Below are 17432 nucleotides of genomic sequence, written 5' to 3'. Positions count from 1 at the left end.
GAGTTCTCGATAGAGACCGAACGCGAATCCACCGTCGCTCAACGAAGGTCGGGGATGGCTCCCCGACGAGACGGATGAGCTCGACCGAGCCGGCGAGCTCGTTCATGGCTGCTCAACGAAGGTCGGGGATGGCTCCCCGACGAGACACATCGCGACGATACAGCATCAGCTCAACGAGTTCGTCGCGCAACGAAGGTCGGGGATGGCTCCCCGACGAGACTGCCCGTTCAGGGCGAGCAGTCACTCGAGGGCGTAGGGCGCTCAACGAAGGTCGGGGATGGCTCCCCCGACGAGACCCGATGGTGCGGGTGACCGCGAGAGCAGAGGAGGCCGCTCAACGAAGGTCGGGGATGGCTCCCCGACGAGACCTGGCGGGAAGACCCGCGCTGGGACCAGCTGATGGACGCTCAACGAAGGTCGGGGATGGCTCCCCGACGAGACCGAGCAAGTCCCCGTGCACGCGGACGGGGGTTATTGCGCTCAACGAAGGTCGGGGATGGCTCCCCGACGAGACGGACCGGACCGGCCACCCCGGCCCCTGTGAGGCCACAACGCTCAACGAAGGTCGGGGATGGCTCCCCGACGAGACCTGGCGGGAAGACCCGCGCTGGGACCAGCTGATGGACGCTCAACGAAGGTCGGGGATGGCTCCCCGACGAGACGCCGGGGTCGCGGTCGAGCAGCAGCATGTCGTCGACCGCTCAACGAAGGTCGGGGATGGCTCCCCGACGAGACCGGTCGGCCGCGCGCTTGGCCATGACGTTGCGGCCGGTCGCTCAACGAAGGTCGGGGGTGGCTCCCCGACGAGACCGGTGAGCGACTGTCTGCTCGCGCTCGGTGGCTGGTTCGCTCAACGAAGGTCGGGGATGGCTCCCCGACGAGACGCGGTCGCGCAACCCGGTGGGAACGCGGACCTGCGCCGCTCAACGAAGGTCGGGGATGGCTCCCCGACGAGACCGTGGACGGAGATGGTGCACCCCGAATGGTCCGCGCAGCGCTCAACGAAGGTCGGGGATGGCTCCCCGACGAGACTGCAAGAGCGTCATCGCGTACTTCGGCTGGCCCGTCGCTCAACGAAGGTCGGGGATGGCTCCCCGACGAGATGACGCTGGCGCCCCGGGGATGACTACTGCCCCGGTGCGCTCAACGAAGGTCGGGGATGGCTCCCCGACGAGACGTGACTCGTGACGCCGCGCCACTGTCCCGCGTGTCTCCGCTCAACGAAGGTCGGGGATGGCTCCCCGACGAGACCCCCGTTCGGTGTGCCGGAGGCCGACGACGAGGTCGCTCAACGAAGGTCGGGGATGGCTCCCCGACGAGACGACGCGGTGTTCTTGCAGGCCACGCGCGAGTTCGGCCGCTCAACGAAGGTCGGAGATGGCTCCCCGACGAGACGCGCGCTGTAGGTGGTGCCCGAGTCCCACGCGCCGCGCGCTCAACGAAGGTCGGGGATGGCTCCCCGACGAGACCTTCGGCTCCCCCGTCCTACTGGCTAGCTGGTTATCGACCGCTCAACGAAGGTCGGGGATGGCTCCCCGACGAGACCTTGTCGCCGATCAGGTCGAGCGACTTGAGGCACTCCTCCGCTCAACGAAGGTCGGGGATGGCTCCCCGACGAGACACCGTGTGGCCGTGCGACGCGCCGTCCGGGGCGAGGTCCGCTCAACGAAGGTCGGGGATGGCTCCCCGACGAGACTCGAACCGTGTGGCCAGTGCTTACAAGGCACAGCCAGTCGCTCAACGAAGGTCGGGGATGGCTCCCCGACGAGACATGAGGTCCCACGCGATCGCCTCTTGCTCGGTCGAGCTCGCTCAACGAAGGTCGGGGATGGCTCCCCGACGAGACCCCCCGACCGGCGGGCGAGGTCGATGATGCCCTTCGCTCAACGAAGGTCGGGGATGGCTCCCCGACGAGACGTTGTGGACCGCGACTGGGACCGGACGACGTACGACGCTCAACGAAGGTCGGGGATGGCTCCCCGACGAGACCCGGCGGTCCTGCAGGGCATCGTGCCCGACAGCGGGCACGCTCAACGAAGGTCGGGGATGGCTCCCCGACGAGACCCCCCGACCGGCGGGCGAGGTCGATGATGCCCTTCGCTCAACGAAGGTCGGGGATGGCTCCCCGACGAGACGTTGTGGACCGCGACTGGGACCGGACGACGTACGACGCTCAACGAAGGTCGGGGATGGCTCCCCGACGAGACCCGGCGGTCCTGCAGGGCATCGTGCCCGACAGCGGGCACGCTCAACGAAGGTCGGGGATGGCTCCCCGACGAGACCGTTTCGCGTGTCCGGGGTTAGCGCGCGAGGATCTGCGCTCAACGAAGGTCGGGGATGGCTCCCCGACGAGACATAGCCGCGCTCATTGATCGAAGCCACACCCACGTCCGCTCAACGAAGGTCGGGGATGGCTCCCCGACGAGACCTCGGCTGAGGGCGCTCACGATGTCGGGGTAGGAGTCCGCTCAACGAAGGTCGGGGATGGCTCCCCGACGAGACCTCGCGTGACGGTCGAGCGACTGGCGGGCCCGGTCCGCTCAACGAAGGTCGGGGATGGCTCCCCGACGAGACCCTCCTTGGGGCACAAAGTAGCTGGTCGATGACGTGACGCGACGTGGCTGCCTCACGCTTCCGCCTTGACCGTGGCTTGTGTCAACGTGCTGTATCCGCAGCGTGACGCCAGGTTACGATCAGCCGTGCGGGCTCTTGTGTTGTCAAGGATCACCGACGGTTCGGCCTACACGATCCAGGGGCCGGCCGGGCCGCTGCCCCGTCTGCGACCCAGTGCTTGCCGGCTCGTCCGCAGATCGCCAGGGAAACGATAGATGAGCACCGAGTCGTCACTCGGGAGGATGGTGGCCTCCAGTTCAACGACCAGCGACTCCGCGGCCGTGGCCGTCAGCCGGCACTCGAACACAGAGTACTGCACTCGAACCCCGTAGCGCTCGCACACGGCGGCGACCTCAGCCAGACGGCGCTCTCCCTCCCGGTCGCGGGTTGCGACGTCGTATGCAACGAGCAGGTCCACGACGGCTCACCCCGCGAGCGTGAACGGTGGGTAGTCAGCCAGGTCGCCGCGCACATGGCGGGCCATCAGTGTGGCTTGCACCGACAAGGCGCTCCACCGCGGAAGATCGCGACCCAGCACCGGATGGAACACTTCCTCTGACTTGAACTCCTCGAACGCCTCAATGAACTTGCGGCGCCCTTCGTCATTCAGGTGGCACGCATCACGGTTGGAACGGACGAAGTCATCGTCAGTGAGTTGCCCGCGCATGAGCGCAGCGATGCCGAAGCGGTCACCGAACGCTGGGCGGAACTCCTTGACCAGGTCGAGCGCAAGTGCGGGCCGCCCGGATCGTGGTTGGTGCAGGAAGCCGATCTGCGGGTCGAGACCGGCAGCCTCGAGCGCTCCCACCGCTTCGGTCAGCAGCAGCCCGTAAGCGAAGCTAAGCACTGCGTTGACGGGATCGCGGGGAGGCCGCCGCGAACGGCCGGCGAAGTGCACCGAAGTTTCCTGGGAACCGAGGTGTAGGGCCAGTCCGCGGAAGTAGCGGCGCGTGCCGTCGCCCTCGATGCCGCGGATCCGGTCCCCGTCGAGGGAGCCCTCGAGCGCACGTAGCCGCTCCTCGACCATTCCTCGCTGATCGGCGAACAGGGACCGCAGTCGAGCGGGCGCGTCCCACTCCCACCGTTGCAGCATGCGACGGCAGTTCTGCAGCTTCCCGGCGACGACGGTGCGAGCGACCTGCGCCGAAGGCGCGGCCTCCGTCGCTCGGCGGTACTGCTCGAGCCGGAGGTGGACGCTACCCCCGGTCGGACCGGCGACCACAAAGCGGACACGGCCGTAGCGGGTCAGTGCAGCGACGCGGATGTTGCGCCTGGAGCACTCGGCAAGAAGCTCGGCCGACGGCTGCGCGCGGCCGAGGAGCACCACTGTGTCGACAGCGTTTATCGGCACCCGTCGTTCTCTGCCATCGCGCAACTTGACGGCTAGAGAGCCCTTCCGCAGTCCTACTCGCGCGCCGTGCTCGGTGACGTACAGCGTGTTCAGGAGCCGCACGCGAACACCTCCTCGGCGAGGTAGCGCGCGACCCACGGGGCATCGTCGATGACGGAGGGGAGGCACTGGTCCAGGAACTGGCACTGCGCGCAGCGGGCATCGTTCACAGCAGGGGGAAGGCGGCCAGCAGCAAGGGCGGCGCGGACCTCGTCGATGAGCGCGCGGGTGCGGGCGCGCAGCCCCTCGTCGATTGGCACTGCGGTGCGCCGCCGCGGGCCGCTGTGCCACAGCGCTCCCTCGGGTACCCGGCGGTCGGTCATCTCCTCCAGGCAGAGCGCCTCGGCGCACAGCTGCACCTCGGCGGTATCCCCATGCCTGCCACCGACCTTGTACTCGACTGGAACGACGGTCCCATCGCGGTGAACCTCCACGACGTCGGCGCGGCCGATGAGCCCGAGGTGGTGTGAGTGCAGCGGCACGCCGCGTAGCACGCGCCGGCCGCGCTCGACGCGATCTGTCCCCGTGTCAGGGCGTCGGTGGCCCCAGGTGCCCCGCACCGTGTGCGGGTTGTCCTGCCACAGCCCCTCGACGTGGATGAAAGCGCACTGGCGTGGGCAGTACACCCAGTGCTCTAGTGCCGAGATCGGCAGCGGCTCGGGGTCGAGCATGGCTACCACAACCGTCGGGACGCGTAGCCGCGGCGGACATCGCTCTGCCCGGTCGGCTGGTAGGGGACCGTCTCGAACACCGCCGCCACGCCCCAGCGGCCTATCCGATGAGCCTCGTGTGCTGCGGCATGGCAGCGATCCAGCAGCCCGTCGACTGCCCAGACATCGAGCCAGTCAGACCAGGCGGGCCAGCGAAACGAGCCGCCCCGTAAAGCGGGACCGCGCCAACCACGCGTGGTGGGGCGCACGCCGTCGCCGCGGATCGGCAGCAGCGCGAGGCCGAATAACGCCAGGCACTCCACGATGGGATCGACGGTGAGTTCGTCGCCCCCCGCAGCGGGGTCAATGCGGCGCACGTCGAAGCCAAGCCCGTTGGCTTGCACCCGCGTCGGCACGCCCTGAAGCGACCGCGCCGCAGCCTCGACCGTGTTCGGCGCTTGGGCGTCGAGCTTCTCTCGCACCCGCACCAGCCGGTCCCACAGGGTTTGCCCCTTGGGCGCCGGCGGGTCGAGCGGACTGTGCGGGAGCTCGCGGGAGGCGTCGGATGTCAGATCGGTGACCGACACGCTGAGGGAGAAGTCGTGATCCGCGCGCGCGAGCGCCGCGCGAGCGCGGTAGTCATCCAGCGAGGGATTGCGCTTGAACGGCCTCGAGCTGCTGGGATGCTCGCTGGCGATCGCGAGCCGCTGCAGCGCCGCGAGGTCGGGCAGTGCCTCGGCGATCGCCGAGGCAGGGTCGCTGCCGGGGGCGTGCAGCCGAGCGTGTGGCACGGGATCGGTGCTCCAGGCCACTCGGGCGGCCGGCTCGAGCCAGAGCAGCCCGATGGCAGCCAGCCACGCGTTGAGCCAGTCGACCTGCCAGCCGGGCGCGTCAGCCACCTCGCCGGGGGTCGCGCTCGTGTGATTGGTCTCCGTGGTCATCGCACTGTCACCGCTCCAGAGGCTGCGTGGTCGGCTTGGCGAACGGCGGCCTCGAGTAGCACCAGCCCCCAGTAGCCGTAGCGCTCAGACAGCCGTTGGAACCGTTGTGGCTGCGTCCAGTCGGTCTCGGCGAGGTCACCGGAGACGCTGACGTCGTAGCCTTCGAATCGAGCGGCGACCCGCATCGGCATGGAATCGGCGACCGGCGGCAGCGTCGGCCGTCCGTGCCCGTGATGACTGGCGACGAGATGGAGCAGCAACTCGTCGTCGTCGCTATGCGCGCCGCTTGTAGCGAGCCACTGGTCGAGCACACGGGTGCTGAGGAGTTCATGGCGGCCGCCGCGTGGCCAGCCCGAGGCAGCTCTCGTGAGCTCGACGTCGTCGAGCCGTCGGGCGGACTTCGCGAGCGGTTCCTCGGTGGCGCCGAGCCATCGTTGGAAGCGCGCGTCGATCTTGCCGGCGTCGTGCCAGCGCCCCGCCTCCCTGGCGACGGCGACGAGCGTGGGCGCGACCCCGATCGCGGCGAGGACGGCTGCGGCTGACGCGGCAACGGTCTGGTGATGGTCCCCTAGGCGTACAGAGTCGGCGACGAAGCTAAGCTCGTCGAACGCATCGGTGCGCACCGCCGAGCGCGCCGGGCTGCGCTGCGGAGGGGCTTGCAGGCGGGGCACGTCGTCGACGGGGCGGCGCAGTGCGCGGTCGACCCGGTCGAGGAAGGCCGCCCACTCGTCGCTGTCGACGCCGTCACGGGGTCGGAGGCCGCGGAGCCGGTCGACGATGAGCGCGGCGGCGTCGTCCATGTCGGGGTCGGCCTCGTCCGCGGTCGCGGCTCCCAGCCGTCTTAGGGCTGCCGCCAGTTCGGCGTCCTCGAGCGCCGTGGGTGCGAGGTTCGCGACCGCGGGGCGGGCCAGCGGCAGCACTGCGCCTTCGAGTAGCCCCAGGTCGAGCACCTCCTCGGTCGACCCCGGGTTCCACCCCCGCGGGTCGTAGCCGCCTACGCGCGCGTGGAGCACGACACGGTCGCCCGGGCGCAGCGATGTGACTGCCGCGTCTTCGGTGGTGACGCCGTCGCTGGCGACCACGCGCACGGTCGTGAGCTCCCGTGCCACGAGCGTGTCGCGAAGCTCCCCGATTGGCACCTCGACGCTCTCGCGCGCGAGCGGCGGTGGCGCGAGCGCGACACCCGCGGGTGGCAGGTGCGCTCGCCACAGCACGCTCGCGGTTCGGGCAGGCTCGTCGAAGCCGTCGATGAAGACCTCGAACGGGGCGGCGTCTGGGGGCGGCGCCGAGGTCTTGGCCCACTCCCGCACGTGCGCGGGCAGAAGCTCGCCGGTGCGCGGGGGCTCGTCGGACGGCGGGTCGAGCGTCGCGGCCAGCGCCGCCGGGGAGACGTCGATGACGCCTTGCTCGTCGGCGGCGGTGTCGAGCTCGGCCCACAGCTCGGCCGGCTCGGTGCCGTACAGGGGCCATTCCCGCTGTTGGCGTGGATGGCACAGTACCGCGGGGGCGTGGGCCCGCGCGCCGAGGCGGTTGCACCGCCCGAGTCGCTGCACGAGGGCGCGGCGACCGGTGGCTTCGGTGACCAGCGCATCGAAGTCAAGGTCAGCGCCGACTTCGAGGGTCTGGGTCGCGACGACCATCAGCGGGGGCGCGGCGGGATGGGGCTGGGCCCCGGAGGCGATGCCGTGCTCGGGGTCGAGGAGCCGTCGCCTGATGCGCTCGGCCTCGCGGGCACGCACTCGACCGGTGAGCAGCTCCACCTCGGCCTCAGGTGCCGCCCGGCGAGCTTGGGTCGCGACCGCATCGGCCACGGCGCGAGCACGAGCCGGCGAGTTCACGAAAGTCACGACGCTGTTGACGTCGTCGACGCCGACGAGGTCGAGGGTGGCGCGGGCGAGCTCCTGCTCGAGCTGGCTTTCCCGCACCTCCCGCAGCTCGAGGGCCTTGGGGGCGTGAACGCGTTGCCGCACGAGCGGATGCGCGTGGTCGTCAGCGTCGAGGTCGAGATCATCGGCGGCGCCGGTGGCGCTGAGCGTGACCATCCGGGGGCGGGCCCGTTCGGGCGGCAGCACCGCGCCTGCATCACCCGCGTCGCACTCGACCACGGTGGGCACGAGGTTGACCAATGGTCGGCTGAGGTGCGCCTCGTCGAGCAGCACGAGCGCGTCGGTACCGGCCAGTGCGGCGTCGATCGGCCGCATGCTGCGGCTGCTGCCGTAGCCCTGGAAGAGCCAGCGGCTGGCGTACATCGCGACGGTTGCGAACAGCAGCGCCGGCTGGGAGGGGTCGGGAACCCGCCCGTCCGGGGCGGCGCCGCCACGAAACCGGGCCACATGCAGCGGCCCCTGCTCGGTGCCGAGCGCGCCGACGGCGCCGAGACGCTCGGCGACTGCCGAGAGTGCCTGCCGCTGGTCGACGGGCCGGTCGGCGGCGGCGCCTTGTGGGTCGGCCAGCAGCGCCTGCAGGCGCAGCCCGAGGTCGTAGGCGGCATCGACGAGCAGCCGCCGGTTGACGACGTACCACACGCGGGTCGGGGCGCTGCGCTCGCGTGGCGCTCGGTCGGCTTGCGTGGCCAACGCCCAGACCGCGACGGTCAGCGTCGATGTCTTGCCGAGCCCGGTCGGCACGCCAATCCCTGACGGCCACCTTCCGGTGGCGGCCTGCTCGGCTAGGCGTCGTTGCCATGGCAGCGGGGCGTGGTCGTCATGCACCGCGCGATAGAACACCTCGAACGGCGGAGCCTCGACCCCGACACTGCTCACTGGCCGACCTCCTGCGCGGTCACTGTTGTGTCGGGGTTCGGGGTGTCGTCGACCGGCGCCATGAGGCCGACACCGAAGTGGCGGAGCCGACCGAGCGCCATTGGGCCGGCGACCGGCTCGGCGAAAGTCACTTCGACGTGGGTGAACGGCCGCCGGCCGGCGGCGTTGCGGCGCGCCTCGTGCGCTCGCAGCGCGACGCCGCCGGGAACGAGCGGCGGTCGGCTTGCTCTGAACCCCACTGGCGCTGGCAGTCCCGCGTGGGCGCACCAGCGAGCGACCTCGTCGAGGTCCAGGCCCTTGCCGGTGAAGCGCTCGTGTACGACGGGAAACACCGAGGCCCAGCGGCGCGCTGGCTGCGTCCATCGTCGGGGGTGCGTGCTCCACACGCGCTGCCCCGCAGCGCCCGCTGGTTCGACCTGGACACGGAATGCGCCGGGAGCGACGAGCTCGCGTACGTGCCACAACGCGCTGCGCAGTCCTTCCAACAGATGCGCACGTTCGTCGGCGCTTACCCCCAGCCGGGCGGCGGGCGGCAGAGCGACCGCTGCGCCGAGGATCCGCCCGCGCGCGTGGCGGTGGCCGACATCGGGCAGCGCCAGCCAGTAGGCGTGGTCCAGGCCAGTGCCGGTGTAGCCGTGGCCGTGCAGTGCCGCGGGCACCTGCTCGCTCGCGCCGGCGACGTGCCGCTCGTAGTGCTCCAGCACGGCGGCCCGCAGTGTCTCGGTGACAAGGCGCACCCGCCGCCCGTCGAGCGCTGGGCGCAGCCGCAGCCACACCCCCGCCCACGTCTCGTCAGCGTCGTCGCGTCGGGTGTGCGGCGCCGTGTAGCGCGCGTGCCCGGTCGGTAGCCAGGCGCGGCGGACCGGCTGGCCGGCGCGCCAGCGCTCGTAGGCGTCGTCGAGCACCGCGAGGCTGCCCTGCCAGGGTACCGGCAGCACGTCCATGCCCTGTTCGCCGACGCGCCAACGCCGCGACGCGGCGGATCGCGCGGCACCGGCGGGCGCGTCGTCCTCCTCCATCGGGTTAGTCGGGGTGGTCGCGACGCGCATGCGGACCGGGCTGTCGGCACAGCCGAGGTAGCCGACCCGGGCGGCGCGACGCTGCAGCCCTTCGACGACGTGGGCTGGCGGCGTCGCGTCCGGCCACTCGTAGACCACCCGCGGTCGGCGCGGGCACACCCGCACACCCGGACGCACCATGGTGGCCTTGCGCGCTGGATAGTCCTGCACCGTGCCCGCTGCGCGCTGGTCGTCGACGACATAGCGAGGGGTCACCGGCGAGACGAGCACGTCGTCACGGTCGTCGGCGATCAGCTCGGGCGCACCCGCCGACTCCAGCCACTCAAGCTCGCTGCCGTCGGTGACCGTGCAATGCCGACCGGTGCCATCAGCGGCGACGAGCGCCGCGAACAGCCGGGCCGGGCTCGGTGGCCACTCGCCCGTCGTCGGCACCCCCGTGACCGCCGCGTCGGACCCGGCCAGGCGCAGGACGCCGTGCAGCAACTCCACCTCCACCGCGATCACGAGTCAACCTCCGGGTAGGTCTTGCGGATCGCCTTGGACAGCTGCTCGTGCGGCTCAACGACCAGCGGCTCGGAAGGCCATGCGCTGCCGACGGGCAACCCGACCTCCTCTGCCGCCGCGGCGCAGCCCTCCAGCAACTCGCGCGCACTGGCGACGTCGAGCGGGTCCACCGGCGTGTCGCCGGCCTCGCCCAGCCACGTCCACGTGCTGCCGGTCGAGCGGAGATCGCAGCCCGAGCGCAAGCTGAACGCGCGGTCGAACGCCGCCGCGTGCGCGAACAGCCCGATGGCGGCGACCACGGCTCGGGCAGGAGCGTTGCGCGGATCCTCGGCACCGAAGGTCAACCGCCGCAACCCGGCGAGCGACAGTGTCGCCTGCTGCTCGATCGACGCGAACGACACACCGCCGGGCGCGGCGTCGTTGACCGAGATCGGCACTTGCCCGTGCCCGAGCTCGGACAGTCGCTCTCCCCGGCCGCCGCCGCGCGCCTCCTCGGTCAACTCCCACGCGCTGCGGTCCGACTCGTCGAACTGCACCCGCTGCTCGACGCTTAGGTTGAGCGGGTCGCCCTTGAGGCCGAGCTGGCGGGTCTCGGTCGTGGCGGGCTCGTAGCCGACGGTCTCGGAGATCCAAGAGCGCGCGAGCTTGGCCTGGCTCTGCCCCTTCGCCAGGTGGGACTGCCAGAACCCGAACAGCAGCGCCTGCGGGAACCACTCAAGCAGCGCAGCCGGATGGTCCGAGGTGGCGTCGCGCAGTCGCCGGCCGATCTCGGTTCGCTGGAACGGGGTGCCGTCGAGCATCGAGTCGCGCAGATACGCGTCAGCGTGCCGATGGGGGAACCGAAATCCGCTGATCGTCGCCGGCAGATGTGGCGGCAGCGCCCCAACCCCGGAGAGATCGAGGACCACACGCGGTAGCCCGAGCCATCCGGCGTGGCGTTCGAGAGCGGCCTCGAGGCGGTTGGCCTGACTGGGCACGTTGTCGACCACGAGCACATCGACGGGCTCCGCACGGCCATCGGGTGGCCACCGCCGATCGTGCTGGTACACGCCGCCCTCGTAGACCGCAGGCTTGATCGGGCTCCCCTCGCCCCCGAGTGGTTCGAGGCTGCTGTGAATGTGCAGGCCGGCGTCGACGGCGGTGTCACGACACGCCGCAATAAGCCCGCTCGCAGAAATCGACATGGGGCCTTCCTTCCCGTCGGCTTCCCCTCATCGCGCTATCGCTGCGCCGCGCGTGTCCCGCCACAGCAACAGGAGGACCTTGGACGATACCGAAGGGTTGTGACATGCACGATGCCGGTCAAGGGTGGCCCCAGGGGTGTTCGGTGTCGCGCGCCCGGGAAACGCCTCGCTCAGCTGGGACTGCGAACCACGGCGGCCCGAAGCTGCGGTGTGCAGCTGCAGGAGGCTGGGGATGGCACCGACTGCCGCGGGTGTATCTCCTGATCGAGTTGCCAGCACTCCCACGAGCCTGCGCCCGTGTCGCGCCCATCGGGGCTCGGCGTCCCCAGCGGGTTGACGCTCGCGGGTCGTCACCTCGGCGTGCCTGACGCCGACGACAGGCGCGCCCTCGTGCCGCGCCGCAGTGCTGGGAAACGGGCTGCGCGCACGGGTGTTGCGGGCCTTGGCCGCACGAACGTGTGCGGGGCCGCTACGTGACTGCGCGACCCTGTCGCGTGTTGCCGCGGATGCCCGATCGGTGGGCAGCCGCGCCCGCTGGCGCACTGTCCCGGCCCATGGGCCGGGACATTCCCGCTCATCGGTGGAAGAACCCGTCGTCGCGATCCATGGTCAACGTCGTTCGCGGACGGTCCGCGGACGACTTGCCGAGGAGGACCCGTTGGGCGACGAACACGAGGATCACGACCCCGAGTCCCAGAACGCTGACGAGGATGACGCCGTCGAGCCGGCCGCTCCCGAGGGGCTGACCGCGCCCGACGAGGTGTCGCGCGGCGGAGACGAGCTCGCCGACGCGCCAGGACCCGGCGAGGAGGGCGATGAGGGCGGAGCGAGCGTCGACGCGGGCGGCGAGGACGAGCTACCGCCCCCGCTGGCGGTCGAGGCCGCCAACGGCCTCACGCACGGTCACGTCACGCTGCACTACTCATCGCGCGATGTGGTGGTCCCGTTCGACGGCGCGAACGCGATGCGGCTGCTCGGTCTGTTCCAGCGGCGCGCGGTCGCGGCCGGACCCCGCGTCAGCGCGGCGACCACGAGCTCGCTGCAGGGCTGGCTCGTCGCCGCGCTCGACGGCGACGAGGCGCCGCTGGCGGTGAGCTGGCTGCCGGCGGTGGCCGACCGAGCTCCGCGGCGCAGCGCCGTCGACCCCGATCTCGCGGTCGCGCTGCTCTGACCTCGCGTTTCGCATCATCGGTCGGGTCGCGCCTTTCCGGCGCGGCCCGATGCGACGTTGAGGCGCCCCGATGCGCGGCGTGTGTCCCGGCGAGACGGCCGCGCACGCTCGGCCTGCGATGCAACCGGCCAACCACCTCGACACGCGCCTGCGGCTGACGCCGAGGGACTACTGCGCTGTCGGGCCACATGAGTTCGGCCACAACGAGACTGCCGAGTTCGTCGTCCCCGCCGGCGGGAACGCGACCAGCGCCCGCATCGCGCGGGTCCAGCATCTGCTCGTGTGCCGCTGGCGGGCGCAAGGTCAGCGACCCAGCGGCGCCTGGCTCGGCCGGCGATGGGGGTTCAGCCGGCAGGTCTTCTCACGCTCGATGCTCGGCGAGCGGTGGGCCGGCAACAACGTGTTCGCCGCGCTGGTCTACGCCACGTCCTTCGCATCGCACGCAGCCGTTGGCCCCAGCGCGCCACCACCCCAGGGATTGCCGCAGCCGTCGGTCCGCGCCCACCGCGAGTCCCCGTCAACAGCCGTGCGCCCCGACACGACCTGACCGCGCCACGACCAGCGGTTCGACGTGAGACCCTCCGGCGCGGCGGCCTATTCGGGGACGGCCTCGTCGGCGGGCGGCGGGGAGGCGACCCGGTCGAGCAGCCTGGCGGTGGGGTTGTTGGCCCAGTCGTTGGTGGGGCGGTAGTAGGTGTAGACGTGGCGGGTGTCGCGGCGGCGCTGGTGGCGGGCGATCTCCTCGGCACTGAGGTCGCGGTGCAGCATCTCGGTCGTCTGTCCGGCGCGCAGCGCGTGGCTGCTCATCCGCTCGTTGGCGCCGGGCTCGATGCCCGCGGCGGCCGCCCAGTGCTTCACCAGGTCGTTGATGCCGTGATAGCCGAGCCGCCCCCCGACGCCACGGTTGAGCTGCGGGAACGCGGGGTCGTCGGCGACGAGGTCGCGCCCGAGGGCGGCTTGGTAGCGGGTGAGCCACTGCGCGGTGCGCTCGAGCGGGCAGGCGATGAACCCGCGCTGGTGCACGATCGGGGTCACCGCGCCGTGCCCGTAGGGGTCGTTCTTGCTCCGCCTGACGCGCACGGTGAGACCGCGGTCGTGGTCGAGGTCGAGGTCGCCGACGTCGAGCCGCTCGGTCTCGTCCGCCCGCAGCCCCGCCCACCACATCACGCTCAGCACGGCCAGGTCGCGGATCTGACGCAACGTGGGGGCGTTGAGGTGCTCGAGCAGCAGCTGGCGGTCGGTCACCGACAGGCGCGCGAGCTCGCCCAGCCGTGCGGAGGCGGCCACGCCCGCGCGGTCGAGGAGCTGGTCGACGCGTTGGGTGAGGCCCTGGCGGCTGGTGGGCCGGTCCGCATCGCGCGGGGATGGGAAAACCGGCCCCTCGCCGGCGCACTGGGCGTGCCAGCGCACCAGGTGGCGCACGGGGCAGATCGCGGGGGTGTCCTCGGGCGGGATCCACACGGTGCCGATGCGGCCGCCGAGGTGCAGTCGGGCCGGCAGGCCCGGCTCGTCGGGCAGCTGCACGTGGTCCCAGCGCAGCCGCGACAGCTGGTTGGCGGTCGTCTCGACCAGCGGGTGGGTGGCCAATGCGAGCAGCGTGGCGTCGCGCAGCTGCTCGGGCGGCGGCAGCTCGCAGCGCACGGCCATCAGGCCGAGCTCCTCGAGCGTGATGCCGTGCGCCTGCTGCGTCGCGCGGGCGTGCTGGCGGCTGTAGCCGCCGATCAGCGCCCGCACCCGCGGATGCGCGGTGGGGTCGGTGTGCCCGTGGTTGCGGTGCACGGTGCCGATCGCGGTGGCCACGAGCGCGAGCGTGCTCGGCGCGAGGCGGCCAGGCTCAGCGTCCGACGCGCCGCGGTCGCCGGTGGTGCTGGTGGTGCCCTGGTGCGCGATGGTGACGAGGTAGGCGGCGACGACCTGGGGGCTCGCGGGGAGCGCGTCCGCGCCGATGCGGGCGCACCACTGCTTGAATCCTGCGAAGTGCTCGCGGTAGGCGTTCACGGTGCTCTCGGCGAGCACGGCGTCGACGAGCTGCTCGCCGTGGGTGCCGAGCTGCTCGAGCTCGGCGGCGCTGAGCGTATCGGCTTCTGCGGCCAGGTGCTCGCCGAGCCACGCTCGCCACCCCTCGCTGCCGGTCACATCCACCATCGTCGCCTCGCTGGGTGAGGTCACGTTCGGTGATGTGATCATAGATCGGGGTGACGACACGCCAGGGTCGGCGCGCAGCGCGGCGGCGACCGCGTCCGCGAACGCGTCGCGTGGCGGGGGCGCAGACGCGACGTCACGGTGGTCACGGCAGTGGGTCTGCGGCGCGGTGACCAGCTTGCGGCAGCGGCTGCCGCTCGCGGTGGCGGCTTCGCACTGCACGGCCTCGGAGATGGGGCCCCGCTCGTTCATGCCGAGCGCTCCGAGCGCTCCGAGCGCTCCGCGTCGCCCTCGTCCGCTCCGCGCCGGGACGTCGTGTCGTCGGCGGCGGCGGAGGTGAGCTGGTCGGTGGTGTCGAAGGCGAAGGGGTCGAGGTCGGCGATGTAGCCCTCGGTATGGTCGCGGCGCCGGTGGCGCAGCAGCCGCTGGATGGCGATGAGGTCGTAGTGGGTGTGCCAGTCGTGGGTGGCTCGCGACCGGCGGAAGCTGTGCCCGGTGAGCGCGATCCCGTCGAGCTCGGCGAGCTGGCCGACCAGCTCGCGGGTGGTGTCCCTGCTGGCTGGCTCCACCGCGGCGGCCTCGTGGGGCGCGAGGTTGATGTCGCCGGGCAGCAGCGGGCCGGTGTCGTGCTGCCAGATCGCCAGCCACCCCTGGATGGCTGCGACCGGGCACAGCGCGTCGCCGGTGCGGTCGAGGGGGATGGCCTCGGGCTCGCCGGCGCGGTTGAGCTTCGAGCGGCCCAGGTGCAGCTCGTAGCCGTTGCGCGTCGGGGTGAGCTCCTCGATGCGCGCCTCGCGCAAATCGCCCATGCGCAGCGCGCCGGCCCACGCGACCGCGACCAGCATCCGGCGGCGCGCGGCGTGTCGCAGCGCGTAGCCCAGCACCCAGGTCGCCTGCTCGAACTCGGCGCGGCTCCACTGCTCGCAGGACTGGCTGATCTGGTGCGGCACGAGGCTGGCGGTGGCGAGCTTCCACCGGTCGATGAGCACCCCGTGCTCGCCAGCAGCGTCGAGGAGCCGCTCGACCGCGCGGACCGGGCAACACAGCGGCGTGGGTCCCTCAGGCAGCCGCACCGTGCCGGCGGGCGCGTCGATGTCGACCCACTGCCGGTCGGGGGCCACGCGCACGTCGCCGCCGCGAAGCGCTGAAGCCCGACGTCCGGGCTTGAGCGGCCACGGCGCGCCGGCCTGCGCGAGGTGCCAGCGCAGGATCGCGCGGTCGAGCGTGGCGGTGGGGGCCTGGCCGGCGCGTTCAGCGAGCACCTCGAAGGCCTCGCGGGGGTGCACGGGCGCGCGGTCGGGCGTGCGGCCGGCGTCGCGGCGCTCCAGCGCGCGCGCCACCGCCTCCGCGAGGTGGGTCGGGGGGGCGGCGCCGGGGTCGGTGAGCGTGAACCACCAGCGCAGTCGCGCCAACTCGCGCGCGATCGAGGTGGGTTTGACGCCGCGGCGGTCGGCGTCGGCGACGAACGCCGCGACGGCCTCAGGGGGCGGATCGATGGGGTCTACCGGCTCGCCGGTCGTGGGTGGCAACGCGGCGGCGAACCGCTGCCACGCCCGTCCCACGCGCGCCACCTCGGTCTCCTCTCGCGCGGTGAGCAGGGCGTGGGTCTGCTGCGCGGTCGCCTCGGCGAGGTCGCGCAGCGCGTCCAGCGGCAGCGCGTCGCCGTGCTCGTCCGCGCTGGCGCGCGTGGTGAACGTCCCGCTCGGCTGCGGCTGGCGGCGCGGCAGCCCCTCGACGTCCGCGCCGGGGGGGCGCGTGGGGGACAGGTGCCAGGTGCGCGCGTCGGCGACCTCGGTGGCGGTGCGCAAGTGCGCGATGTAGCGCTCGGTGATGTGGGCGCTGCGGTGGCGCAGCAGCCGCTGGATCGCCTGGAACGGCCATCCCGCGAGATAGGCGTGGGTGGCGGCGCTGCGGCGGAAGGAGTACAGGGTCAACGCCTCCCGCGGGTGGCCGGCGCGCTCCGCGGCGGCGTGCAGCCGCCGCGCTGCGGTGGCGGGGCTGAGCGCCACCCCGTAGCGCGTGCCCGGGACCACCGCGGCCTCGGGCAGGTCGCCGCGCACCGCGAGCCAGTCGGTGAGCAGCTGCCCCGAGCCGATCGGGTCGTGGTCGGCGATGAACACCCGCTCGGCGTGGCGGGCCTTCTGGTTGGTCTTGCTGCGCCACAGGGTGACCTCCCACCCGCCGTCGCGGCGCGCGAGCTGGGTGGTCTCGACCGTCAGCGCCTCGCCGGGGCGCAGCGCGCCGCCGTACAGCAGCGCCACCAGCGCGCGGTCGCGGGCGGCGCGCCACTCCCCGTTGAGCTCGTAGCCGGGCGCGTCGGCGCGCAGCTCGCCGAGCAGCTCGCGCAGCAGCCACACCGCCAGTACAGGGGCGGGGCGGCGGGCGCGGGCGGGCAGGCCGCGCCGCGCGGCGGCGAGCACCAGGCGGGCGGGTGCGGCGATGTCGTCGTCGCGGCCGGTCTGGCGTTGCCACTCAGCGGTGATGCCGTACAGGTACTCGCCGACGCTCTTGGGCTTGAGGTGGACGTGGTACAGCGCGTGGTAGGCGTAGGCGGCGAGGTCGAGCGGGTCGGCGTCGACGAGGTTCACGGCGGCGGCGCGGGCGGCGACGAACCGCTCGAACCGGCGGGTGCTGGCCCGCTGCTCGAAGACGGTGCACGGCGCGAGGTCGGCATCGCGCGCCAGCAGCTCGCGGGCGGTGGCCAGCAGCTCGGACGGGTCGCACGAGGCGGGGTGGTCGTGGGACACGGCGGGGACCTCCTGGGGCTTGGGCCCGCGCGCGAGCGCGTGGGTGCAAGCGCCACCCCCGCGAAGGTGCAAGCTGCAGGCGAGGAAACCCCCCTTCCCTTGGCTGGGTGCTTGCACCTGCGGGAAGGCTCGGGTCGCGCTTGCACCCACCCCCGCCGCGGGCGATGGGCACATCACGCCCCCGACCCGTGCGCGCTAGCCCCGCTGCGGCAACCAGCCCCGCGGGCTGCCGGCCAGCACGTGCCGCCACCAGCGACAAACCCCGCGCCCACAAGCGCCCGGACGCCAGCGCACACGTGGCCGAACGCG

At 72.3% G+C, this 17432-nt stretch carries 11 protein-coding genes and 2 CRISPR repeat arrays (1 of these 13 cut by a window edge); of the genes, 2 read left to right on the top strand and 9 right to left on the bottom strand.

Annotated elements, in window-relative coordinates:
* Nucleotides 1-220: direct repeats of the CRISPR family, unit length 37 nt; unit sequence CGCTCAACGAAGGTCGGGGATGGCTCCCCGACGAGAC; it reaches 336 nt to the left of the window's first position.
* 110 nt (nt 221-330) lie between these two features.
* A CRISPR array of direct repeats spans nt 331-2574; the repeat unit is 37 nt; unit sequence CGCTCAACGAAGGTCGGGGATGGCTCCCCGACGAGAC.
* 166 nt (nt 2575-2740) lie between these two features.
* Genes cas2 through cas7g form a run of 7 tightly spaced genes read right to left on the bottom strand, consistent with a single transcriptional unit; the run spans nt 2741 to nt 11063 of the window.
* A complete protein-coding gene (gene cas2, locus ER308_RS08845; RefSeq protein WP_131154645.1) occupies nt 2741-3031 on the bottom strand; it encodes a CRISPR-associated endonuclease Cas2 in 291 nt (96 codons plus the stop codon).
* A 6-nt stretch (nt 3032-3037) separates the two neighbouring features.
* Nucleotides 3038-4066, bottom strand: coding sequence for a CRISPR-associated endonuclease Cas1 (gene cas1, locus ER308_RS08840; protein WP_165491930.1), 1029 nt, complete (start codon nt 4064-4066; stop codon nt 3038-3040).
* Nucleotides 4054-4674 carry a CRISPR-associated protein Cas4 gene (gene cas4 / locus ER308_RS08835; protein WP_131154643.1) on the bottom strand — a complete coding sequence of 207 codons (621 nt, stop codon included), beginning with the start codon at nt 4672-4674 and terminating at the stop codon, nt 4054-4056. Before cas4 ends, cas1 begins: the two co-directional genes overlap by 13 nt.
* A gap of 2 nt (nt 4675-4676) precedes the next feature.
* Entirely contained in the window at nt 4677-5594 is a 918-nt protein-coding gene (locus tag ER308_RS08830; RefSeq protein WP_131154642.1) for a hypothetical protein, read from the bottom strand.
* On the bottom strand, nt 5591-8356 hold the full coding sequence (cas3g, locus tag ER308_RS08825) for a type I-G CRISPR-associated helicase/endonuclease Cas3g (RefSeq protein ID WP_131154641.1): 2766 nt from the start codon (nt 8354-8356) through the stop codon (nt 5591-5593). The genes ER308_RS08830 and cas3g overlap by 4 nt, the downstream gene beginning before the upstream one ends.
* Nucleotides 8353-9879, bottom strand: coding sequence for a type I-G CRISPR-associated protein Csb2 (gene csb2, locus ER308_RS08820; protein WP_131154640.1), 1527 nt, complete (start codon nt 9877-9879; stop codon nt 8353-8355). The genes cas3g and csb2 overlap by 4 nt, the downstream gene beginning before the upstream one ends.
* Nucleotides 9876-11063, bottom strand: a complete 1188-nt coding sequence (gene cas7g / locus ER308_RS08815; protein WP_131154639.1) for a type I-G CRISPR-associated RAMP protein Csb1/Cas7g — start codon at nt 11061-11063, stop codon at nt 9876-9878. The genes csb2 and cas7g overlap by 4 nt, the downstream gene beginning before the upstream one ends.
* Nucleotides 11064-11721: 658 nt before the next feature.
* Here cas7g and ER308_RS08810 point away from each other — a divergent pair.
* Nucleotides 11722-12234 carry a hypothetical protein gene (locus tag ER308_RS08810; RefSeq protein WP_131154638.1) on the top strand — a complete coding sequence of 171 codons (513 nt, stop codon included), beginning with the start codon at nt 11722-11724 and terminating at the stop codon, nt 12232-12234.
* A 118-nt stretch (nt 12235-12352) separates the two neighbouring features.
* Nucleotides 12353-12781, top strand: coding sequence for a hypothetical protein (locus tag ER308_RS08805; protein WP_131154637.1), 429 nt, complete (start codon nt 12353-12355; stop codon nt 12779-12781).
* 47 nt (nt 12782-12828) lie between these two features.
* On the opposite strand, the gene ER308_RS08800 is transcribed toward ER308_RS08805, so the two are convergent.
* Entirely contained in the window at nt 12829-14628 is a 1800-nt protein-coding gene (locus ER308_RS08800; protein ID WP_131154636.1) for a tyrosine-type recombinase/integrase, read from the bottom strand.
* Nucleotides 14625-17123: a tyrosine-type recombinase/integrase gene (locus ER308_RS08795; RefSeq protein WP_165491929.1), complete on the bottom strand. Its 2499-nt coding sequence runs from the start codon at nt 17121-17123 to the stop codon at nt 14625-14627. Before ER308_RS08795 ends, ER308_RS08800 begins: the two co-directional genes overlap by 4 nt.
* Nucleotides 17124-17432 lie beyond the last annotated feature (309 nt).

It is taken from the genome of Egibacter rhizosphaerae (assembly GCF_004322855.1).
Taxonomy (GTDB): domain Bacteria; phylum Actinomycetota; class Nitriliruptoria; order Euzebyales; family Egibacteraceae; genus Egibacter; species Egibacter rhizosphaerae.
This window is presented reverse-complemented; position numbering and strand designations above follow the sequence as displayed.

Coding starts and splice junctions, on each gene's coding strand:
- cas4 (WP_131154643.1), bottom strand. CDS start 4,674: ATGCTCGACCCCGAGCCGCTGCCGATCTCGGCACTAGAGCACTGGGTG.
- ER308_RS08830 (WP_131154642.1), bottom strand. CDS start 5,594: ATGACCACGGAGACCAATCACACGAGCGCGACCCCCGGCGAGGTGGCT.
- cas7g (WP_131154639.1), bottom strand. CDS start 11,063: ATGTCGATTTCTGCGAGCGGGCTTATTGCGGCGTGTCGTGACACCGCC.
- ER308_RS08805 (WP_131154637.1), top strand. CDS start 12,353: ATGCAACCGGCCAACCACCTCGACACGCGCCTGCGGCTGACGCCGAGG.
- ER308_RS08800 (WP_131154636.1), bottom strand. CDS start 14,628: ATGAACGAGCGGGGCCCCATCTCCGAGGCCGTGCAGTGCGAAGCCGCC.